This window comes from Mesorhizobium sp. M5C.F.Ca.IN.020.29.1.1 (assembly GCF_003997375.1).
Lineage (GTDB): Bacteria > Pseudomonadota > Alphaproteobacteria > Rhizobiales > Rhizobiaceae > Mesorhizobium > Mesorhizobium wenxiniae.
The window spans coordinates 1-4,985 of sequence record NZ_RZSW01000478.1; the positions used below are offsets into that span (position 1 = coordinate 1).

Genomic DNA, 4,985 nt, shown 5'->3' on the forward strand with positions numbered 1-4,985 from the left:
TCGTAGGCGCCTCTGATGCCGACGCCATCGCGGAAGAAGATCTCGCAGCGCACGCCGGCGGTCTCCGCGAGGGCTTTGATTTTCATCGCGAGGTCCGTGTTCCAGGCGTACTCGTTGTGCTCGGACACGCGAGTCGCCGGGCTGTCGGCAGGGAAAGGCGGCGACAGCGCCCGCGCGCCCTGCGCAACCGCAGTGTGGCCGACAACGATGGCAAGGCCGCGCGGCCCGGCGAGAGCGTCGCTCGGCGGGGGCGGCGCAATGGCGGCTTCGGGCCTGAGGACGTCGCGCAGGTCCTCGATCGCCTCGATAAGCGCTTCCCGACCCGCATGCGTTTCCGGCGAAGCGAGATCTGCGCTTTGCAACAGATGCGCGACATCAACGCTCAGGGCAGCGAGGCGCTCTCGCTCTAAGCGAAAATCAACAGACATGCGCCCATCACCAGTGTATTGAGAAGACCAATACTTTCACAATAAATGTTAAGATTGTCAACCGCGCCGCAACCGAGTGTCGTAAGCAGATGAGTTGTCCGGATTAGGTAGCACGTGAGTTGTCCGGTTTTATTACCAGCGGATGGAGGCTGGGGATGAAACGGACAGCATGGCTACAGGACCGGAGAATGCAGAAGTTGTAGGCGTTTTGCGCCGCTGGGAAGACGGCGATCTTTCGATGATGGAGGCAGGCGAGTTGCTGGGCATGTCGGAGCGGCAATTTCGCCGCTATCGCCACCGTTACGAAGAGGCTGGGGAAGCTGGGTTGCTCGACCGGCGTTTGGGCAAGATTTCGAAGCAACACCAACCGCAGCCAGTCAACACAAAGAAACTTCCTATTCCCGTGTGTACGGCACGCCCAGCATGGCCGGGGCGCTGGCCCGCGAGCGACGGATCATCAGCGCGACGATCGCTGCAACATAGGGCATCATCATCATATATTGGTAATGGCGATGCCGACGCCTTGGATTTGCAATTGCAGCGCGTCTAGGAAGGAAAACACTAGTGCCGCTACCAAAATCGGGTAGGGCCGCCACAGACCGGCGATGACGGTGATGATCGCAAGCCAGCCGCGTCCGTTCGTCATGTCAGGCACGAAACGCGCCGCCTGGCCGACAGAAAGAAACGCGCCGGCGAGGCCCGCCATCAGGCCACCGAAGACCACGGCAGCATACTGGACCGGGGCCATCCTCACCCCCTTTACGTCGAGGGCCTTAGGATTGTCGCCAGCGCAACGCACGATCAGCCCATAGCGCGTCCGGAACAGGAAGAGCCACACCGCCGGCACCAGGAGGAAGGCGATGTAGGTCAGCACCCGCTGGTCGAACAGGATGGGGCCGAGAACCGGGATATCGCTCAGGCCCGGTATCGGCACGTCGGCGAATAAGGGGATGGTCGGCGTCTGGCCGTGGCCAGCGAAAGCGGAACGCAGCCAATAGGTGGAAAGGCCGGCGCCGAGTAGGTTGACGGCAAGCCCGGTGACGATCTGTTCCACTTTCAACGTGATCACCAGCACGGCGAAGACGAGCGCCATCAGCGCGTCGGTGAAACCCGGCTGCAAGGACGCCCAGCCACAGCGAGCCGCTCTCATATGCGGCGAGATAGCCGGTGAGGGCGCCCATCAGCATCATGCCTTCGAGACCCATATTGTAAACGCCAGTGCGCTCGGCGACGAGTTCGCCAATTGCGGCGAGCAGGAGTGGGGTGGCGATGCGGATGGTGGCCGCCGCCACGCTGATCAGGATTGAGGCTTGAAAGAGAGCGTCAAGCACGGCCGACCCTCCGCAGGCGGAAATTGCACGCCGCCCAGCCGGCTAGGAAGAACAAAAGCAGGATCGCCTGGATGGCATAGATCAGCGCCGAGGGTACGCCGGTCTTGATCTGCATGAGCGTGGCGCCGTTGAGCAACGCACCGAACAGCACCGAGGCGACGACGACGCCAAGCGGATGCAACTGCCCCAGGATGGCGACGATGATGCCGCTGTAGCCGTAGCCTGCTATGACGCCCGCCTTCAGGCGGTAGTGCACGCCGTAGACTTCCGTGATGCCTGCGAGCCCCGCAAGCGCGCCGGAAACCAGAAGCACCACCAGGATCAGCCGTCGCGTATTGGTACCCTGTACGTCGAGCGCGCGCATGTTGGAGCCGGCAGCCTTGATCTCGTAGCCGAGCGGTGTGCGCCTCAACAGTATGTGAACCAAGGCAGCCGCTGCGATCGCCAGCAGGAAGCTGGCATGCAGTCGCAAACCGGAAAACAGCACGGGAATCACCGAGCCTGGATCGACCTTCGGCGTCTGCTCGAAGAAGGCGCCCGCCTCGCTCCACGTCCGCGCAGCAGCAGCAGCGAAATGACATAGACGATGATGTAGTTGAGCATAACGGTCGAAATCACCTCATCGACCGAGAAGCGGGTCTTGAGCACGCCCGCCAGGCCGGCATAGAGTGCGCCGCCGACAACGCCGCCGACTATGACCACAGGAATTTGGATGAAAGATGAAAAGCCAATGAGGTTGTGCTGCAGCCAGTAGGCGAACATGGCACCGGCAAAGATCTGGCCTTCGGCGCCGATGTTCCAAATGCGCGCGCGGAAGGCGACGCAGGCGGCAACGCCGGTGAAGATCAGAGGCGTGGCCTTGACCAGCGTTTCGCCGGCGGCGCGCGACGAGCCAAAGCTGCCCTTCAGGAGAGCCTCGAAGGCCGCCCGTGGACTGGCGCCTGCGGCGGCGAAAAGCAGGCTGCACACCAGAACCGCCGCTGCCGCTGCCGCGGCAAGCGCAACGACGCGCGCGGTCGGCCGCGTCTCCAGTCGGCGCTCGAGGCGCCATTCCACGAGGTTGAACTCGGTCATGCCGCCGCCTCGCTCTCGTGGCCCGCCATCAAGCTGCCGATTTCGTCATAGGTGGTTTTTTCCGTATCGAGCGCCGCAAGGATGCGGCCGCGAAACATCACGCATATGCGTCGACTTAGCGCGAACAGATCCTCTAGTTCCTCGCTCGCGAGCAGGATGGCGCAGCCTTCGTCGCGTTTGCGCTGGAGTTCGCAATGGACGAACTCGATGGCGCCGACGTCTAGCCCGCGCGTCGGCTGGTTGCACAGCAAAAGCCGGTTCGCCTTGGCGAACTCGCGGGCGAGGATGACCTTCTGCGCGTTGCCGCCCGACAACTTACGGCAGGGTGCCGACGGGCCGGTTGCGGCAATGGAATGGGCGCCGATTGCCGTGCGCGCGTTGGCGTCGAGCGTCGATGAACGGCCCGTTGCACCAGCGCGCCTGCCATTGTTCGCTCAGCCCTTCAACGTCCTGATGCGCGTCATCGGATAACATGAAAGAACGTCGAATGTGTTACCGCTCACGGATCGAAACGCGGTCAATGCCGGCAGCGCCTACAAGATGGTGGACTAAGCCGGGCTCGCGATTGAGATCACGGGGCAGCTCAAGCCGTCCGACGCGATTACCTGTTTCGACCGATAGTGTTGAAGAAGTCGGCGATGAAGCCGTGGATCCACTCGCACCGAAGCGTCTTGATTAAGGTCGACGCGACCTCCTCGCCCTAAGTGGCTCGGATGGGTGTCCCGAGGGTGCAGATCTTGGCCAATTTCCTGAGGTTCTGGGCGATGGCTGCAAGGTGGAACTCATCGCGGGCACCACAGGGGCCGCGCAATCGCAATCGATCGAGCTTCAGGATGCGCTTGAGGTGCGCGAACAGCATCTCCACCTTCTTCCGCTGATAGCGTGAGATCTGGTAGGCGTCGGTCTTGGCGATGTCGCGGGCCATGTCGCGCGCGCCCTCATAGATCGAGCGCAGCACCTTGCGCGCCGGCTCCTTCGGGCAACAGCGGGGCTTCAGGGCACAGGCGTCGCAATCCAGCTTGCTGGCGCGATAGCGCATCATGCCGTTCTCGTCGACGAGAGGGTGCGGCACCCGATAGGTCTTCTGGCGTTGCCTGAGCGTCTTGCCGCCAGGACAGATGTATGTATCGGCCTTATGGTCGTAGGTGAAGTCATCGCGCGAGAAGGTGCCATCCTTGCGCCTGGACTTGTCGAAGACCGGGATATGCGGCTCGATCCCACGCTCATGCACCAACCAGTTCAGCATTTCGGCCGAGCCGTAGCCGGTGTCGGCAATCAGCCGCTCCGGCCAGAGGCCGAGCTCGTCGTGCGCCCGCTCGATCATGGTCTTGGCGGCCGTCACCTCGGCCTGGCGCACCGCGGTCGAGGGCTCCACGTCCACGATGATGGCGTGCTCCACGTCGATCAAATAGTTCGTGCAATAGGCATAGACGGCTGGGCCACCCCAAGCGGCAGTCCAGCGCGCGGCGGGATCAACAGGGGAGACGAACTTGGGCTCCACCGGCGTGGCGGCCCCGAAGGCGGCATCATCCAAGGTGGCGAGGTATTCGGCCACGGCCCGCTTGGTCTCAGGCTTGAGCTCCTCGGCCGTCTCGACCCCGCGCTGACGCTGCGCGTCGGCGACGATCATGCTGGCATCGACCGCAAAGCCTTCGCCGCCGACGAGGCCTTCTGCCATGCAGCGTCGGACGACGGTTTCGAACAGTTCGCGCAGCAGATCGGCATCGCGGAAGCGTCCGTGGCGGGTCTTGGAGAAGGTTGAGTGGTCCGGCACATCACCCTCGAGGCCAAGCCGGCAGAACCACCGATAGGCCAGGTTCAGATGTACCTCCTCGCACAGCCGGCGCTCCGAGCGGATGCCGAAGCAATAGCCGACGATCAGCATGCGGATCAGCAGCTCAGGGTCGATCGAGGGACGGCCGATCGGGCTGTAGAAGGGCGCCAGATGCTGGCGGATGGCGGACAGATCAACGAAGCGGTCGATCGCTCTGAGCAGGTGGTCCGCCGGCACATGCCGCTGCAGGCTGAAGCCATAGAACAGCTCCTCCTGCATCACACTTTGCTCGCCCATCATCGACTCAATCTCCTCTTACAACGAAGATTGAATCAGTGCTTCAGGACCGCTGCAACCCGGACTTTTTCAACACTATCG

At 62.8% G+C, this 4,985-nt stretch carries 7 protein-coding genes; 2 read left to right on the plus strand and 5 right to left on the minus strand.

The features are described from left to right. The first annotated feature begins 194 nt into the window (after positions 1–194). Positions 195–410: a hypothetical protein gene (locus EOA85_RS38235; RefSeq protein WP_206523383.1), complete on the plus strand. Its 216-nt coding sequence runs from the start codon at positions 195–197 to the stop codon at positions 408–410. Between the two features lie 511 nt (positions 411–921). On the opposite strand, the gene EOA85_RS38245 is transcribed toward EOA85_RS38235, so the two are convergent. From EOA85_RS38245 to EOA85_RS27530, 5 genes are all read right to left on the minus strand, one after another. Next, positions 922–1,548: an ABC transporter permease gene (locus EOA85_RS38245; protein WP_245486058.1), complete on the minus strand. Its 627-nt coding sequence runs from the start codon at positions 1,546–1,548 to the stop codon at positions 922–924. A gap of 203 nt (positions 1,549–1,751) precedes the next feature. Further along, the gene (locus EOA85_RS39960; protein ID WP_164759919.1) at positions 1,752–2,246 is read right to left on the minus strand and encodes an ABC transporter permease; all 495 of its coding nucleotides are present in this window, start codon (positions 2,244–2,246) and stop codon (positions 1,752–1,754) included. 5 nt (positions 2,247–2,251) lie between these two features. Next, the gene (locus EOA85_RS39965; RefSeq protein WP_127211870.1) at positions 2,252–2,833 is read right to left on the minus strand and encodes an ABC transporter permease; all 582 of its coding nucleotides are present in this window, start codon (positions 2,831–2,833) and stop codon (positions 2,252–2,254) included. Beyond that, complete coding sequence (locus EOA85_RS27525) at positions 2,830–3,147, minus strand: hypothetical protein (RefSeq protein ID WP_127211871.1); 318 nt, start codon at positions 3,145–3,147, stop codon at positions 2,830–2,832. Before EOA85_RS27525 ends, EOA85_RS39965 begins: the two co-directional genes overlap by 4 nt. Positions 3,148–3,533: 386 nt before the next feature. Continuing rightward, a complete protein-coding gene (locus tag EOA85_RS27530; RefSeq protein ID WP_245486060.1) occupies positions 3,534–4,874 on the minus strand; it encodes an IS1182 family transposase in 1,341 nt (446 codons plus the stop codon). On the opposite strand from EOA85_RS27530, the gene EOA85_RS39380 reads away from it, so the two are divergent. After that, positions 4,779–4,985 (plus strand): hypothetical protein (locus EOA85_RS39380; protein WP_245486065.1); only part of this gene is annotated, 207 nt, incomplete at its 3' end. The two genes, EOA85_RS27530 and EOA85_RS39380, sit on opposite strands and share 96 nt — an antisense overlap.